At 74.3% G+C, this 13,690-nt stretch carries 13 protein-coding genes; 11 read left to right on the plus strand and 2 right to left on the minus strand.

The window, feature by feature from the left end:
• Positions 1-69: 69 nt before the first annotated feature.
• Both ACGFIR_RS29620 and ACGFIR_RS29625 read left to right on the plus strand, forming a co-directional pair.
• Positions 70-705, plus strand: a complete 636-nt coding sequence (locus tag ACGFIR_RS29620) for a cyclase (protein ID WP_393148529.1) — start codon at positions 70-72, stop codon at positions 703-705.
• Positions 702-1,874: a zinc-dependent alcohol dehydrogenase gene (locus ACGFIR_RS29625; protein WP_393148531.1), complete on the plus strand. Its 1,173-nt coding sequence runs from the start codon at positions 702-704 to the stop codon at positions 1,872-1,874. Before ACGFIR_RS29620 ends, ACGFIR_RS29625 begins: the two co-directional genes overlap by 4 nt.
• A gap of 60 nt (positions 1,875-1,934) precedes the next feature.
• Here ACGFIR_RS29625 and ACGFIR_RS29630 read toward each other — a convergent pair whose 3' ends face one another.
• Positions 1,935-3,182 carry a cytochrome P450 gene (locus ACGFIR_RS29630; protein ID WP_393148534.1) on the minus strand — a complete coding sequence of 416 codons (1,248 nt, stop codon included), beginning with the start codon at positions 3,180-3,182 and terminating at the stop codon, positions 1,935-1,937.
• 270 nt (positions 3,183-3,452) lie between these two features.
• On the opposite strand from ACGFIR_RS29630, the gene ACGFIR_RS29635 reads away from it, so the two are divergent.
• Positions 3,453-3,845: a hypothetical protein gene (locus tag ACGFIR_RS29635; RefSeq protein WP_393148536.1), complete on the plus strand. Its 393-nt coding sequence runs from the start codon at positions 3,453-3,455 to the stop codon at positions 3,843-3,845.
• Positions 3,846-4,186: 341 nt separating this feature from the next.
• Complete coding sequence (locus ACGFIR_RS29640; RefSeq protein ID WP_393148538.1) at positions 4,187-6,085, plus strand: hypothetical protein; 1,899 nt, start codon at positions 4,187-4,189, stop codon at positions 6,083-6,085.
• A 74-nt stretch (positions 6,086-6,159) separates the two neighbouring features.
• Here the strand turns inward: ACGFIR_RS29640 and ACGFIR_RS29645 are convergent, their stop codons facing one another.
• Entirely contained in the window at positions 6,160-6,378 is a 219-nt protein-coding gene (locus tag ACGFIR_RS29645) for a DUF397 domain-containing protein (protein WP_088992395.1), read from the minus strand.
• Between the two features lie 70 nt (positions 6,379-6,448).
• On the opposite strand from ACGFIR_RS29645, the gene pepN reads away from it, so the two are divergent.
• The 7 genes from pepN to ACGFIR_RS29680 all read left to right on the plus strand — a co-directional run bounded on the left by pepN (position 6,449) and on the right by ACGFIR_RS29680 (position 13,594).
• Positions 6,449-8,965: an aminopeptidase N gene (pepN, locus tag ACGFIR_RS29650; protein WP_393001479.1), complete on the plus strand. Its 2,517-nt coding sequence runs from the start codon at positions 6,449-6,451 to the stop codon at positions 8,963-8,965.
• A gap of 71 nt (positions 8,966-9,036) precedes the next feature.
• A complete protein-coding gene (gene nadD, locus ACGFIR_RS29655) occupies positions 9,037-9,633 on the plus strand; it encodes a nicotinate-nucleotide adenylyltransferase (RefSeq protein ID WP_393001481.1) in 597 nt (198 codons plus the stop codon).
• 110 nt (positions 9,634-9,743) lie between these two features.
• The gene (rsfS, locus tag ACGFIR_RS29660; RefSeq protein ID WP_393001482.1) at positions 9,744-10,154 is read left to right on the plus strand and encodes a ribosome silencing factor; all 411 of its coding nucleotides are present in this window, start codon (positions 9,744-9,746) and stop codon (positions 10,152-10,154) included.
• Positions 10,151-10,777, plus strand: coding sequence for a histidine phosphatase family protein (locus ACGFIR_RS29665; RefSeq protein ID WP_393148540.1), 627 nt, complete (start codon positions 10,151-10,153; stop codon positions 10,775-10,777). Before rsfS ends, ACGFIR_RS29665 begins: the two co-directional genes overlap by 4 nt.
• Before the next feature lie 39 nt (positions 10,778-10,816).
• Positions 10,817-11,665 (plus strand): DegV family protein, encoded by an 849-nt coding sequence (locus tag ACGFIR_RS29670; protein ID WP_393001486.1) that lies wholly within the window; start codon positions 10,817-10,819, stop codon positions 11,663-11,665.
• A gap of 90 nt (positions 11,666-11,755) precedes the next feature.
• Positions 11,756-12,325, plus strand: a complete 570-nt coding sequence (locus tag ACGFIR_RS29675; RefSeq protein WP_393148543.1) for a DinB family protein — start codon at positions 11,756-11,758, stop codon at positions 12,323-12,325.
• A gap of 255 nt (positions 12,326-12,580) precedes the next feature.
• Positions 12,581-13,594, plus strand: a complete 1,014-nt coding sequence (locus tag ACGFIR_RS29680; protein ID WP_393148545.1) for a helix-hairpin-helix domain-containing protein — start codon at positions 12,581-12,583, stop codon at positions 13,592-13,594.
• The last annotated feature ends 96 nt before the right edge of the window (positions 13,595-13,690 follow it).

Here is a 13,690-nt window from a genome sequence, read left to right on the forward strand (position 1 = left end):
CGGGCGGCGCCGGGTAGCGCAATCGGTGCGGGTGGTCCCACCCCGGGGCACCCGGGTGGAGGAGACGTGATGACGAGCAACGGAACGAGGTGGGCGCTGCTCGGTGCCACCACGGTGGCCGTGGCCGGCGTCGGCCGGGCGGTGGCCCGTCGGCGGCGCCGGCACCAGCCCGAGCGCCGCGACGGCTGGTACGTGGTGCGGCGCGGGGTGACGATCGACCGGCCGGTGGAGGCGGTGATCGGCTTCTGGACCGACCGGGAGCGGATGGACCGGGCGCTGGCCGAGTGGGCCACGCTGGAGCAGCTCGACGGCGACCGGTGGCGTTGCGTGGCGCGGGACCAGGCCGGTGGGGGCACCGGATGGCGGGCCGAGATCACCGTCGAGGGCCCCGGGCGGCTGCGCTGGCGGGTCACCGACGGGCCCGAGCAGGAGGGCACCGTCCGGCTGGCCCCGGCACCCCGGGACCGGGGTACGGAGGTCCGCGCCGAACTCCGGTGGCGCTCCGGACCGCTGCGCCGGACCCTCGGAATCCTCGGCGGCGACGATCCCGACCAGGGGCTGCGGGACGCGCTGCGCCGGGTGAAGGCGCTGGTGGAGTGCGGGCAGGTGATCGACACCCGGCGCGACCCGTCCGGGCGGAGCGCGGCCCAGGAGAAGGCGACCGACAAGCTCCGCGAGAAGCTGACGACGGGAGGACGGGCGTGAGGGCGCTCTGCTGGGAAGGCGTCGGCAAACTGGCCGTACGCGACGTGCCGGAGCCGCGGATCCGCGCCGAGGGCGACATCGTCGTCAAGGTCGGCGCCAGCAGCGTCTGCGGCTCCGACCTGCACCTGATCAACGGCTTCCTGCCGGCGATGCGGGAGGGCGACATCCTCGGCCACGAGTTCATGGGCGAGGTCGTGGAGACCGGGCCTGGCGTACGACGGCTGCGCGTCGGCGACCGCGTCGTGGTCGGTTCGGTGGTGGCCTGCGGCGGCTGCTGGTACTGCCGCACCGAGCAGTACTCGCTCTGCGACAACTCCAACCCGCAGCCGGTCTTCACCGAGAAGCTCTGGGGCCACTCGCCGGCCGGCATCATCGGCTACTCGCACGCCGCCGGGGGCTACTCCGGCAGCCACGCCGAGTACGTCCGGGTGCCGTTCGGCGACGTCGGGGCGTTCACGGTGCCCGACGGGGTGCCCGACGACTCGGTGGTGTTCGCCTCCGACGCGATGCCCACCGGTTGGATGGCCGCCGACTTCTGCGCCCTGAAGGGCGGCGAGGTGGTCGCGGTCTGGGGCGCGGGCGGGGTCGGACAGATGGCGGCGCGCTCGGCGCAGCTCCTCGGCGCCGAGCGGGTGATCGTGATCGACCGGCTGCCGGAGCGGCTCGCCACCGCCGCCGACCGGCTCGGTGTGGAGACGGTCAACTACGCCGAGACCGACGTGCTGGAGGCGCTGCGGGAGATGACCGCCGGGCGGGGCCCGGACGCGTGCATCGAGGCGGTCGGCATGGAGTCGCACGACGTCGGCCCGGCGTACGCGTACGACAGGGCGAAGCAGAGCGCCCGCCTGCAGACCGACCGCCCCACCTCGGTCCGGCAGGCGGTCATGGCGTGCCGCAAGGGCGGGACGGTGAGCATCGTCGGCGTCTACGCCGGTCTGGTGGACAAGTTCCCGCTCGGCGCGGCGATGAACAAGGCGCTGGTGCTGCGGATGGGGCAGATGCACGCCCAGCGCTACATCCCGATGCTGCTGGACCGGATCGCGGCCGGCGAGATCGATCCCGGCTACCTGGCCACCCACCCGATGCCGCTGGAGCAGGGGGCGCGGGGCTACGAGATGTTCGAGAAGAAGGAGGACGGCTGCCTGCGTACGGTCCTGCACCCCGCCTGAGCGGCGCCGCACCGTGCCCGGGGGCCCGACCGGGAACCCGGGCGCGGTGTGTCGTGTCGCTCAGGCCGTGCGGCGCACGTTGGTGATCACGAACCGGCTCGGGGGCAGCGCCGGCAGCCGGCGCAGGCTCAGCGCCAGGTCCTGCGGTGGCACGTCGTAGCGCATCGTGGTGGTCAGGTTCGTCACCGCCCGCTTCATCAGCTCGATCGTGATCCACTCCCCGGCGCAGCGGTGACCGGCCAGGTGCTCGCCGCCGCCCTGCGGCACGAGCGCGAACGGGTCGCCCCGCCAACCGGTGAACCGCTCCGGGAGGAACCGCTCCGGTTCGGGCCAGAGGGTGGGGTGGTGGTTGGTGCCGTACAGGTCGAGCAGCACCCGCCGGCCGCGCGGGAAGTGGTGGCCCTGCCAGTCGAACGAGCGGCGGACCCGGGCGGCGGCCACCGGGAAGAAGGGGTAGTAGCGCCGCACCTCCTGCACGAAGCTCTCGGTGGCCTCGTCGTTCCCGCGGACGCGCCGCCGCCAGGCGGGGTGGTCGTGCAGGGCCAGCGCGGCGAAGACGACGAAGCGGTCGACGGCGACCGTGGGGCGCAGCACGTTGAGCAGTTCGACGGCCGCGGTCCGGCGCGGGAGCAGCCGCCCCCGGGCGTCCCGGTGCTCGGCGATGACCCGCAGCGCGCTGCCGTCGGGGGCGGGAAGCGTGCCGACCCGCTCCCGGTCGACGACCTGGCCGATCCAGCGCTCGCTCCGGCGGCGGCCCCGCCGGCCCCGCCAGTGCCGGGGTCCGAGGGCCGGGGCCGCCTCGATCATCGCGTGCAGGTCGGCGGTGCGCCGGTCCACCTCGGAGTTCGCGAGCGGTACGCCGGCCCAGGCGCAGACCGCGCGCGTCAGCATCCGGCCGACCTCGTCGTACAGCACCACCGGCCCGCCCGACTCCCAGGCCGGTACGCGGGAGCGACACTCGTCGTCGAAGAGCTGGGCGAGGTGCCGGATCGCGACCGGCGTCATGAGCGACATGAGCATGGCCTTGCGGTCGGCGTGCTCGGCCCCGTCGAGGCCCTGCACGCCACCGCGCCCGGTGAGGGTGTGCTGGCCCCGCTTCGGCATCGCGCCGGCCCGCACGAAACGCTCGGTGTCGTAGAAGAGTTCCGCCGCGGGCCGGCCGCGCAGGCAGATGGTGGGCTCCAGCAGCAGCCGGGCCTGGAAGATGTCGCTGCCGTGGTGGTCGCAGCGTCGACCGATGAAGCGGTAGCCCTCGCGCAGGAACGCCAGTGAACTGTCCGGGCTGCGCTCCGTCGGGATGGTCGCCATCGGGCCTCCTGACCGAGGGGTGGCGGCCGTCGCCGGCCTGGTCCTGTCCGTGTCTACCCAGGCCACCGTGACGCAATCCCGCCGTCGTCGTGCCCCCTGTGGCGGGGCGGGGGAGGGGCCAGCGGGCGAGGTGCCTGCTGGCCCCTCCCAGGGACGCGCAGAGCTGGTTGTCTCGCAGGGAGCGGTTCGCCGGTCCGCCGGCGGGAGCCGGGACGGATCGGCAACCCACCGGAGGGCGGGGGCCGCCCACGATCGCCACGGGGAGGACGTATGCGCGACAACAGGCCGGCGTACTGGCGGCAACGGCAGGCGTTGGAGGCGCTCGGCGGGGCCCGGAAGGCCGCCGAAGCCTCGTTGATCACGCCGGCACGCCGTGCGGCCCGGCCGGACCGGTTCTTCACCGTGCACCTCGGCTTCACCGCCCCCGACCTGGCGTCGGCCCGGGAGCTGGCCGTCGGGTACGCGGAGGCGCTGAGCCTGCTACGACCCGAGTTGGCCCTGGGCGCGTCGGCGCTGTCGCCGGCCGAGTCGTGGTGGCAGGCCGAGCGGTTGTTCTGCGGCGCGGCCGGCCCGGACGGGGAGCGCTGCGCCGACGTCGCCGGGCATCCCGGCTTCCATCACGCCCCGGGTCCGGGTGGGCTCGGCTGGGGCGACGGCGACTGACCCGCCATTCTTCGATCGGCCCGGCGCGCCAACTGCCTGCGCGAATCCGCAGGGGCCTCAAATGGGAAACGGATTCAATGGGAATCCCATGCGAGATTCGACGGGGACGTCCGGCCGAGGAATTGATCTCAATTTCCGCCTCGGGGCAACCCTTTCCTCACGCGCCCGTTTCGGTGTCATTTGTGGGCTTATTCTCCGCCGCTTTCGCCGCCGAAAGGTCGTCCGGAATCACCAATGCCGGAAGTGCTTCGTTTGGTCACCAGGCACCCGCGCCGGAGGGCGGAGAGGTTCAATCCCTCTGGCGGACGATCCGTTCCTGCGCTTTCCGGGGGGAATCGCACATGCACGTGATGCTGGCCTGGTTCGCTGACGACAATCTGTCGGACAGCGCCCGGCACGCCGCGAGGCGACGTTTCGAAACGGCCGTCGCCGACGTGGTGCCGGACAGTTTCGTACGCCACGAGTTCGGGGCCGACGACTGGGGCGTCACGGTCCTGCACCGCAGCGACCCCGGCCACTACCGATGGCCGACCGTCGACACCGTCGGGCCGGTCACAGCCGTGTCCCTCGGGCTGCCCGTGGGGCTGGACGTGACGGGGGGCCCAGCGGCGCTGGCCGGCCGCCTGCTGGCCGGCGAGGAGGTGCACCGGCAGGTGGTGCCGCCGTTCGGCCTGCTGGCTCTCGACGCGGGCGGGGCCTTCGCCCTGCAACAGGACTGGATCGGCATGTGCCGGATCTTCACGGGCCGGCACGGCGGCGTCACGGCCCTCTGCACCCGGCCCAGCCTGCTGGCCACGTTCCTGCACGGCGACCTGCGGCCGGACCTGGACGGCTGGACGTCGTACACCCTCTGCGGGCACTTCGGCGGCGACAGTTCCCCCGTGCGGGGCGCCCGACTGCTCCGCGCGGGCGAGCGGGTGACCGGCCGCCGGCGCGCCGGCGGCGGGTGGGAACTCGCCACCACGACCGGGTACGCCACCGACGACGTGGTGCGGGACGGGCTGGCGGCACAGGGCCGGCCGGTGGGCGAACTGCTGGACCGGGCCGCCGACGCCATCACGACCACCGCCGCCAGCATCCACGGCCTCTACGACGACGACATCACGCTCGGGCTGTCCGGCGGGAAGGACTCGCGGCTCATCGCCGCCGCACTGATCGCGGCCGGCCGGACCCCCCGGTTCCTCACCAACGAGGACACCCGGGCCGAGGGCGAGGTCGCCCGGGAGTTGGTGCGGATCCTGCGCGACAAGCGGGGACTGCACCCCGAGCACACGCTGCGCCTCGCCGGGGCGCCGGCCAACGTGCTCGGGACGGGCCTGCACGAGCGGGCCCGGCGCCTGCAACGGCTGACCGACCACCAGTTCCCCTCCAGCTACCTGGTGCGCCCCGCCGGCCCGGGCCGCCTGGTCGACCAGGCCGGACCGGCGACCTTCACCGGCGCCGCCGGTGAACTCGCCACCGAATACTGGTATCCCCCCACCGACGACGACGGCGAACCGTCGCCACGGGAGACGGCCCTGACCCGGCTGCTGAACGCCGTGCCGACGGGCGTGGCCGACGCGGCCGTCGTCACCGCCGAGCGGGAACGGATCGGCGCCCTGCTCGACCACGGCAGCGGGCTCGGCCTGCACGACCTGCGCCTGGTCGACTACATCTACCTGGTGGAACGGGTCCGCCGCTGGTACACCTCGGCCTACGCGATCGGGATGGTCACCCCGTTCCTCTCCCCGGGCTTCGTCGCCGCCACCTTCGCGCTGACCCCACCGCAGAAGCGCGAGCGGCTGATGCACACCGGGCTGATCGCGCGCCTGGTGCCCGAATGGGCGCAGGTCCCGTTCGTCAGCGTCTCCACCGGCCCGTCCACCGCCGTCCGCGTGTGGGAGGGCGACGGTCTCCAGGCCATCGCCGGCCTGCTGGACACCGCGCACGGGCCGCTGACCCACCTCGTCCGCCGGCCCGCCGTGGAGAAGGCGTTACGGACGGCGGCCCGCGGCGGCCGACCCGACCAGCGGACGCTGCAACAGTTCACCTGGTTGGCGCTCGCCTCCGAGCGGCTCGAACCGGGCACCACCCGGCCCGCCACCGGCGCCGCGTACGCCCGGATCACCGCGCCCCCGCAGCAACGTCAGCCGGCCGGCGGCGCGATCGCCCGACTGCGGTGGATCAAACGGACCCGGCTCGGCGGCCCGCTCTGGTCGGCCATGGCCAAGCGGGTACGGCCACGGCTGCCGGGCGAGTGAGCGGGGCGCACCCGCGCCGCCCCGCACCCCACCCCTCGTCGCCCGGTCGGGTCGATCCCTCCGGCCGGCGGCGGTCAGTCCAGGTCGAACTCGCCGTCCTGGGCACCCGCGACGAAGGCGTCCCACTCGGCCTGGGTGAAGACCAGGACCGGGCCGTCCGGCTCGGCGGAGTTGCGCATGCCGATGAGGTCGTCGACGAAGGCGACCTCCACCGCGCTCTCGGAGGTGTCGCCCTCGGCCCGCTGCCAGACCGCCCGCGAGAGGTCGAAGTCGCCCTTGGGGTGCGAAGCCATCGTTGATTCCTCCAGTGCCACCGGGTCATGGGGGAGACACGTACGGTTCCCCATCGGGCAGGATAAGCGGATGCCGAGCCTGACCCGTGTAGAGGCGACCGCGCGTGGCGCGGCGATCACCGTCGAGTCCTATCAGGTGGACCTCGACCTGACCGGCGACGGCGAGTGGTTCCGCTCCGACGTCACCATCCGGTTCCGGGCGACCCCCGGCGCGGAGACCTTCGTCGAGGTCCAGCCCGCGAAACTGCTGGCCGTACGCCTCGACGACCGCGACGTCGATCCGTCCACGCTGGACGACAACCGGCTGCCCCTGACCGGCCTCGCCGCGACCAACACGCTCACCGTCTCCGCCGAGATGGCGTACTCGAACACCGGCGAGGGGATGCACCGCTTCGTCGACCCGGCCGACGGCGAGACCTACCTCTACGCCATGTCCTTCCTGGACAACGTGCAGCGCCTCTTCGCCGCCTTCGACCAGCCCGACCTGAAGGCCCCGGTCACCCTGTCGGTCACCGCCCCGGAGCACTGGACCGTCGCGGCCAACGGCCAGCTCGCCGCCACCCCGCGCCCCGGGCGCTGGGAGTTCGCCCCGACGCAGCCGCTGGCCACGTACCTCGTCTCGCTCATCGCCGGTCCCTGGCACGTCCGCCGCGACGAGCACGACGGCATCCCGCTCGGCCTCTACTGCCGGCGTTCCCTCGCCCCGCACCTGGACGCCGACGCCGAGGAGATCCTCACCGTCACGAAGCAGTGCCTCGACCGGTTCCACCAGCTCTTCGCCGAGCGCTACCCGTTCGGCAAGTACGACCAGGCGTTCGTGCCGGAGTTCAACCTCGGCGCGATGGAGAACCCGGGCCTCGTCGCCCACCGCGACGACTACGTCTTCCGCTCCGCGGTCACCGACACCCAGCGGGAGCAGCGCGCCACCACCATCGCCCACGAGATGGCGCACATGTGGTTCGGCGACCTGGTCACCATGCGCTGGTGGGACGACCTGTGGCTCAACGAGTCCTTCGCGGAGTACCTCGGCACCCGGGTCACCGCCGAGGCGACCCGTTTCGACCGGGCCTGGACGACCTTCGCCCTGCGCCGCAAGGCCTGGGGCTACGCGGCGGACCAGCGCCCCTCCACCCACCCCGTGGCGCCCGAGCAGGTCGCCGACGCCGCCGAGGGCCTGCTCAACTTCGACGGCATCTCGTACGCCAAGGGAGCCAGCGTGCTGCGGCAGCTGGTCGCCTGGCTGGGCGACGACGCCTTCCTCGTCGGCCTCAACGCCCACTTCGCCAAGCACCGCTTCGGCAACGCCACCCTCGCCGACCTGCTCGACAGTCTCGCCACGGCGAGCGGGCGTGACCTGTCCGGCTGGGCGCGGCGCTGGCTGCGTACGGCGCAGGTCAACACGCTGCGCGCCGAGGTCACCGTCGACGCGGACGGCCGCTACGCCGAGGTGGCGATCGCGCAGACCGCCCCCGCCTCGCACCCGGTCCTGCGCCCGCACCGCATCGGCGTGGGCCGGTACGCCGCCGACGGGACGGTCGTCCGGACGGAGGTGGACCTGGACCCGGACGCCGACGGCGGCCGGACGGTGCTCACCGCGCTGGCCGGCGGGCCGGCGGCCCGGCTCCTGCTGCCCAACGACGGCGACCTGACGTTCGCCAAGATCCGGCTCGACCCCGCCTCGGCGGACGCCGTGCCGCTGGTGCTGCCCGGCCTGGCCGACCCGCTGGCCCGGGCGTTGCTCTGGGGCGAGGCGTTGGACGCCGCCACCGACGGGGAGCGGCCGGTCGCCGGCCTCGTCGCCCTGCTCGCCGCCGCCCTCCCCGCCGAGACCGAGGTGATCATCGCCGAGGACGTGCTCGCGCTCAGCCGCTCGCTGATCGACCGCTACCTCGAACCGCTCGCCCGCGCGGCCGCCCTGGCGCAGGTGGCCGGCGCCTGCCGGAAGCTGCTCGACGACGCGCCGGCCGGCGGGTCGCTCCAGCTCGCGGCGGCCCGGGGCTGGATCGCCGCCAGCACCGACACCGACCGGCTGGCCGGCTGGCTCGCGGGCCGGGACGTCCCGCCGGGGCTGGCGGTCGACGCCGAGCTGCGCTGGGCGCTGCTGCTCCGGCTCGTGGTGCTCGGGGCGGCCGGCGCGGCGGAGATCGCCGCCGAGGCCGCGGCCGATCCGAGCGCCAGCGGCGCCGAGCGGGCCGCCCGTTGCCGCGCCGCGCTGCCCGACCCGGCCGCCAAGCGGGCCGCGTGGGAGATCGTCGTGTCGAACACCGAGCTGTCCAACCGGCTCGTGGAGGCGACCGCGCAGGGGTTCTGGCAGCCCGAGCAGGCCGAGCTGACCGCCGGCTACGTCGAGCGCTACTTCGCCGACATGCCGGCCGCCGCGCGGTCGCGTACGCCGTGGGTGGCCGACCAGGTGGCGAAGCTGGCCTTCCCCCGTCACGCCGTGGCGCAGCCCACCCGGGAGGCGGCCGCGGCACTGCTGGCCCGCGACGACGTCACCCCCGGCCTGCGCCGGGTCGTGACCGACGCCGACGACGACCTGCGCCGCGCCCTGGTCGCCCGGACGGCGGTCGCCGCGGCGGCGGCCTGACGCCGCACGCCGAGCGGGACGGTCCGGCGACCCCGAGAAAACGTCGGTTCCGCCCGGCCTACGATCGCGGGGTGGAGGAAGACACCCGGCGGGTCGGCATCATGGGCGGCACCTTCGACCCGATCCACCACGGCCACCTCGTCGCGGCCAGCGAGGTGGCGGACCGGTTCGGTCTGGACGAGGTGGTCTTCGTCCCCACCGGCCAGCCGTGGCAGAAGGCGGACGAGCCGGTCAGCCCGGCCGAGGACCGTTACCTGATGACGGTCATCGCCACCGCCTCCAACCCGCGCTTCCAGGTCAGCCGGGTCGACATCGACCGGGGCGGGCCCACCTACACCGTCGACACGCTGCGCGACCTGCACGCCGAGTACGGCCCGAAGGTGCAGCTGTACTTCATCACCGGGGCCGACGCGCTGGAGCGGATCCTCTCCTGGAAGGACCTGGACGAGATCTTCGAGCTGGCCCACTTCATCGGGGTGACCCGGCCGGGCTTCGAGCTGACCGACGCGCACCTGCCGGCCGACACGGTGAGCCTGGTGCAGGTTCCGGCCATGGCCATCTCGTCCACGGACTGCCGGGCGCGGGTCGCCCGGGGGGAGCCGGTCTGGTATCTGGTGCCGGACGGTGTGGTGCAGTACATCGCCAAGCGGCGCCTCTACCAGCCGTGATTCGTCCCGTTCCGGGCTGGTTCGGGTGGGTAACGCGCCAGAACTGACGAGTCGGGATTCCGCCGGGTGTGAGACGCTTGGAGCATCGCACGGTTGATCGAAGGAGAACGGTGACAGTTTCCGAACGCGCCCACGAGTTGGCTCTCGCCGCCGCCCAGGCCGCGGCCGACAAGAAGGCGCAGGACATCGTCATCATCGACGTGGGCGACCAGCTCGCCATCACCGACGCGTTCCTGCTCGCCGCGGCTCCCAACGAGCGTCAGGTGCTCGCCATCGTCGATGCCATCGAGGAGCGGCTGCTCGAACTGCCGGAGAAGGCCAAGCCCGTCCGGCGCGAGGGCGAGCGCGGCGGCCGGTGGGTGCTGCTCGACTACGTCGACATCGTGGTGCACGTCCAGCACACCGAGGAGCGCGAGTTCTACGCCCTCGACCGGCTGTGGAAGGACTGCCCGACGATCCCGTTCGTCGACCGCGACCTCGTCGACGCCGAGTCCGGCACCGGCTCCGCCACGGCCGAATGACCCGCCTGATCATCTGGCGGCACGGCAACACCGACTGGAACGCCGCCAACCGGATCCAGGGGCAGACCGACGTACCGCTGAACGACCTCGGCCGCGAGCAGGCCCGCAGCGCCGCACCCCTGCTCGCGGGGCTGCGGCCCGACGCCATCGTGGCCAGCGACCTGAGCCGCGCGGCCGACACCGCCGCCGCGCTGGCCGCGCTGACCGGGCTGCCGGTGCGCACCGACCCGCGGCTGCGGGAGCGACACTTCGGATCCTGGCAGGGGCTGGCCATCACCGAGGCCGCCGAACGCCACCCCGACGAGTTCGCCCGGTGGCGGGCCGGCGACCCGGACCCGGGTGCCGGCATCGAGACCCTCGACGACCTCGGCAAGCGGGTCGGCGCGGCCCTCTCCGACGCCGCCGACGCCGTGCCCGGCGGCACCGTGGTGGTGGCCACCCACGGCGGCGCGGCCCGGCAGGGCTGCGGGCACCTGCTCGGCTGGGAGCCCGCCGTGCTGCGCACCGTCGGCGCGCTGCAGAACTGCCACTGGACGGAGCTGCGTCACGACGACGTCCGGGGCTGGCACCTGCGGGCCCACAACGTCGGCCTGGTCACCGTCCCGGCCGCCGAGGCCGTCTGACCCCGGCGTTCCTCAGCGACATCGGCTAGCGTGCCGGGCATGCCCGTCGCGGTCGTCACCGACTCCACCGCCTACCTCCCGCCCGAGTTGCTGCGCGTCCACCGGCTGACGGTGGTGCCGCTGACCGTCGTACTCAACGGCGCCGAAGGGCTGGAGGGGGTGGAGACCACCCCGGCCGACGCCACCCGGGCGCTCGGCGGCCGACGCGTCTCGGTGAGCACCTCCCGCCCCGCGCCGGAGCAGTTCGCCCGGACGTACCGCGAGTTGTTCGACGCCGGCGCCGACGGGATCGTCTCGGTGCACCTGTCGGCCGAGCTCTCCGGCACGGTGGAGGCCGCCCGGCTGGCCGCCGCCGGCTTCGACGACCGGGTCGCCGTCGTCGACAGCCGCTCGACCGGCATGGGCCTCGGCTTTCCCGCCGTCGCCGCCGCCACGGCCGCCGAGCGGGGGGAGGACCTGGCAGGCGTACGCGACGCCGCGCGGGACGACATCGCCCGCACCAGCATCTGGTTCTACGTGGACACGCTGGAGTTCCTCCGCCGGGGTGGCCGAATCGGCGCCGCCGAGGCGCTGCTCGGCACCGCCCTGTCCGTGAAGCCGATCATGCACATGCCGGACGGCGCGATCGTGCTCAGAGACAAGGTGCGTACCGCCAGCCGGGGCGTGGCGCGGCTGGTCGACCTGGCCGTCGAGGCGGCCGGCGACGCCGAGGTCGACCTGGCCGTGCACCATCTCGCCGCGGCGCAGCGGGCCGAGGCGTTGCTGGAGACGCTCCGGGTCCGGCTGGGCGACCGCCTGCGCGACTCGTACGTCTCGGAGGCCGGCGCGGTGGTCGCCGCGCACGCCGGGCCCGGCCTGGCCTGCGTCGTCGTGCACCGCCGGCCCTAGGACCGCCGGCCAGGGTCTGTCCTCCCGGTCATGATCTCTGTCCATCGCGCGGGGCAGCGCCGACATCCGTCCGGCTGACATCGTGACCCGATGAAGGACGACCTGCACAGTTACCTGAAGGGCGGCCGTGACGCGCTGCTGTGGAAGCTCGACGGGCTCGGCGAGTACGACGCCCGGCGCCCGCTGACCCGGACCGCGACCAACCTGCTCGGCCTGGTGAAGCACGCGGCGGCCATGGAGATCCTCTACTTCGGCGTCGTGTTCGGCCGGCCGTTCGGCCAGGAGCTGCCGTACACCGGCGACGCCGCCGAGACCAATGCCGACATGTGGGCGACCGCGGACGAGACCCGTGAAGAGATCGTCGCCCTGTACCGTCGCGCCAGCTCCCACGCCGACACCACCATCGAAGCCCTCGCGCTCGACGACGTCGGCCGGGTGCCGTGGTGGGGCGATGCGGCGGTCACACTGCACCGCGTCCTGGTCCACGTCGTCGCGGAGACACAACGGCACGCCGGCCACGCGGACATCGTGCGCGAGCTCATCGACGGCGCGGCCGGGCTGCTGCCCGGGAACGACAACCTGCCACCCGCCGACGAGCCGTGGTGGCGGGAGCACCGCCAGCGGGTGGAGCAGGCTGCCCGCGATGCTGGCGACCGTTAGGTTTCCGTCGTCCTGAAAGCCACACGATGGCGGTGAGAGGACCGGGGCCGGCGCGGAGCAGCGAGCGCGTCGCGTGACGGATGCCGCGGACGGGGCAGGTTGGCGGTCCCGGTCCCGATGCGCGCTGAACTGCGGTTCGTCGCCGCCCTAGCACATCGCCCGCATGATCAGGGGGTTGTCCACAGGCGGTGCCGTCATCCACAGCCGGCCCCCGGCCGGCCGCGCGCCCCGGGCTCGCGGACCTAGCTTCGCGTCGTGTCAGAAGACGAGGAGACGGTGGTCCGGGAACGACTGCGCCGGCTGGTGGCGGGCCGGTCGTCGCGCGCCGTACGGGCGCAGCCCGGTGGGCCCGCCGATCCCCTGGAATGGCCCGGCGGACCCACCGGGCCGTCCGACGGCCGTCAGGGGACGGCCGATCTGTCTGACGATGATCGCAGGCCCGCTGGGCTGTCCGGTGACCGTCGCAGGCCCGCCGGGCTGCCCGGAGACCGTCCGGGCTCGGTCGGGGTGCCGGAGCCGGTCGTGACGCTGCCGCCCCGCGCATCGGCGTCGCCGGCCGGCGCGGTGGCGCTGCCGGAGCCCGAACCGCCGACCCGCGTCCCGGGCGCGGCGTCCCGGCTGCCGGGGCCAGGAGCGTTCGACCCCGGCCGGCGAGGGGTGCGGGCGCTGGCCGCCGTCGCGGTGCTGGTGGTGGCCGGGGCCGGCTTCTGGGCCTGGCGGTCCCGGCCGCAGACCGAGCCGGTAAGCCCGATGGTCACCGTGGAGGCGTCCGGGGCGGCGGTGTCCGGCCTCGCGGAACCGGCCGCGACTCCCGCCGGCGAGCTGGTGGTCGCGGTCGCCGGCAAGGTACGCCGTCCCGGGTTGGTCCGGGTGCCCGCCGGCGCGCGGGTCGCCGACGCCGTGGAGGCGGCGGGCGGGGCACTGCCGGGGGTGGACGTGGCCCTGCTGAACCCGGCCCGCAAGGTCACCGACGGGGAGCTGATCCTGGTCGGCGTCGCGGCACCACCGGGCGCGGCAGCCCCGCCCGGGGCGGCTGCCGGAGCCGCACCGGGCGCTCCCGGCGCTCCCGGCGCGGGGGGCCGGGTCAACCTGAACACCGCGACGCTGGCGCAGCTCGACGCGCTGCCCGGCGTCGGACCGGTGCTCGCCCAGCGCATCCTCACCCACCGCGACCAGCAGGGCGGCTTCCGCTCGGTCGGCGACCTGCGCCAGGTCGACGGCATCGGCGACGCCCGCTACGAGCAGCTCAAGGACCTGGTGACGGTGTGACGGCCGGCGGTGTGCCCGGCGCGTCCGGCCTCGGGACGTCCGGCGTCGGGACGGTTGGCCCCGGGACGTCCGGCGTCGGTACGTCCGGGCTCGCAA

The organism is Micromonospora sp. NPDC049051 (assembly GCF_043197575.1).
GTDB lineage: Bacteria > Actinomycetota > Actinomycetes > Mycobacteriales > Micromonosporaceae > Micromonospora.

Coding starts and splice junctions, on each gene's coding strand:
- ACGFIR_RS29620 (WP_393148529.1), top strand. CDS start 70: ATGACGAGCAACGGAACGAGGTGGGCGCTGCTCGGTGCCACCACGGTG.
- ACGFIR_RS29645 (WP_088992395.1), bottom strand. CDS start 6,378: ATGGCTTCGCACCCCAAGGGCGACTTCGACCTCTCGCGGGCGGTCTGG.
- ACGFIR_RS29630 (WP_393148534.1), bottom strand. CDS start 3,182: ATGGCGACCATCCCGACGGAGCGCAGCCCGGACAGTTCACTGGCGTTC.
- pepN (WP_393001479.1), top strand. CDS start 6,449: ATGCCGAGCCTGACCCGTGTAGAGGCGACCGCGCGTGGCGCGGCGATC.
- ACGFIR_RS29665 (WP_393148540.1), top strand. CDS start 10,151: ATGACCCGCCTGATCATCTGGCGGCACGGCAACACCGACTGGAACGCC.
- ACGFIR_RS29640 (WP_393148538.1), top strand. CDS start 4,187: ATGCACGTGATGCTGGCCTGGTTCGCTGACGACAATCTGTCGGACAGC.
- ACGFIR_RS29635 (WP_393148536.1), top strand. CDS start 3,453: ATGCGCGACAACAGGCCGGCGTACTGGCGGCAACGGCAGGCGTTGGAG.
- ACGFIR_RS29670 (WP_393001486.1), top strand. CDS start 10,817: ATGCCCGTCGCGGTCGTCACCGACTCCACCGCCTACCTCCCGCCCGAG.
- ACGFIR_RS29675 (WP_393148543.1), top strand. CDS start 11,756: ATGAAGGACGACCTGCACAGTTACCTGAAGGGCGGCCGTGACGCGCTG.